This window comes from Chryseobacterium sp. SIMBA_028 (assembly GCF_046535285.1).
Taxonomy (GTDB): Bacteria; Bacteroidota; Bacteroidia; order Flavobacteriales; family Weeksellaceae; genus Chryseobacterium.
On sequence record NZ_JAWRWZ010000263.1, the window covers coordinates 1 to 274 of the forward strand.

Here is a 274-nt window from a genome sequence, read left to right on the forward strand (position 1 = left end):
GACGTTCATCGACTTCGGCATGATGGGGGAGGTGCCGCCACAGACCAGGGCGGGGCTGCGGAAACTGTTGATTGCTGCGGCCGCCCGCGATGGCAAGGGACTGGTAGCGGCGATCCGCGACGTCGGCGTGCTGGTTCCGTCCGCGGATCCTGCCGGGCTCGAGCGGGCCATGACCCAGCTTTTCGCCCGCTTCGGCGGAATGGGATTTGCCGAACTGCGCGACGTCGACCCCAGGGAGTTCCGGGACTTTGCAGCCGAATTCGGAGATGTGGTC

Annotated in this window: 1 protein-coding gene; it reads left to right on the forward strand. The window is 66.4% G+C overall.

All coding sequences use genetic code 11. The features are described from left to right. Nucleotides 1-274: hypothetical protein (locus SCA31_RS23390; RefSeq protein WP_410699410.1), on the forward strand; the 274-nt coding region annotated here is incomplete at both ends.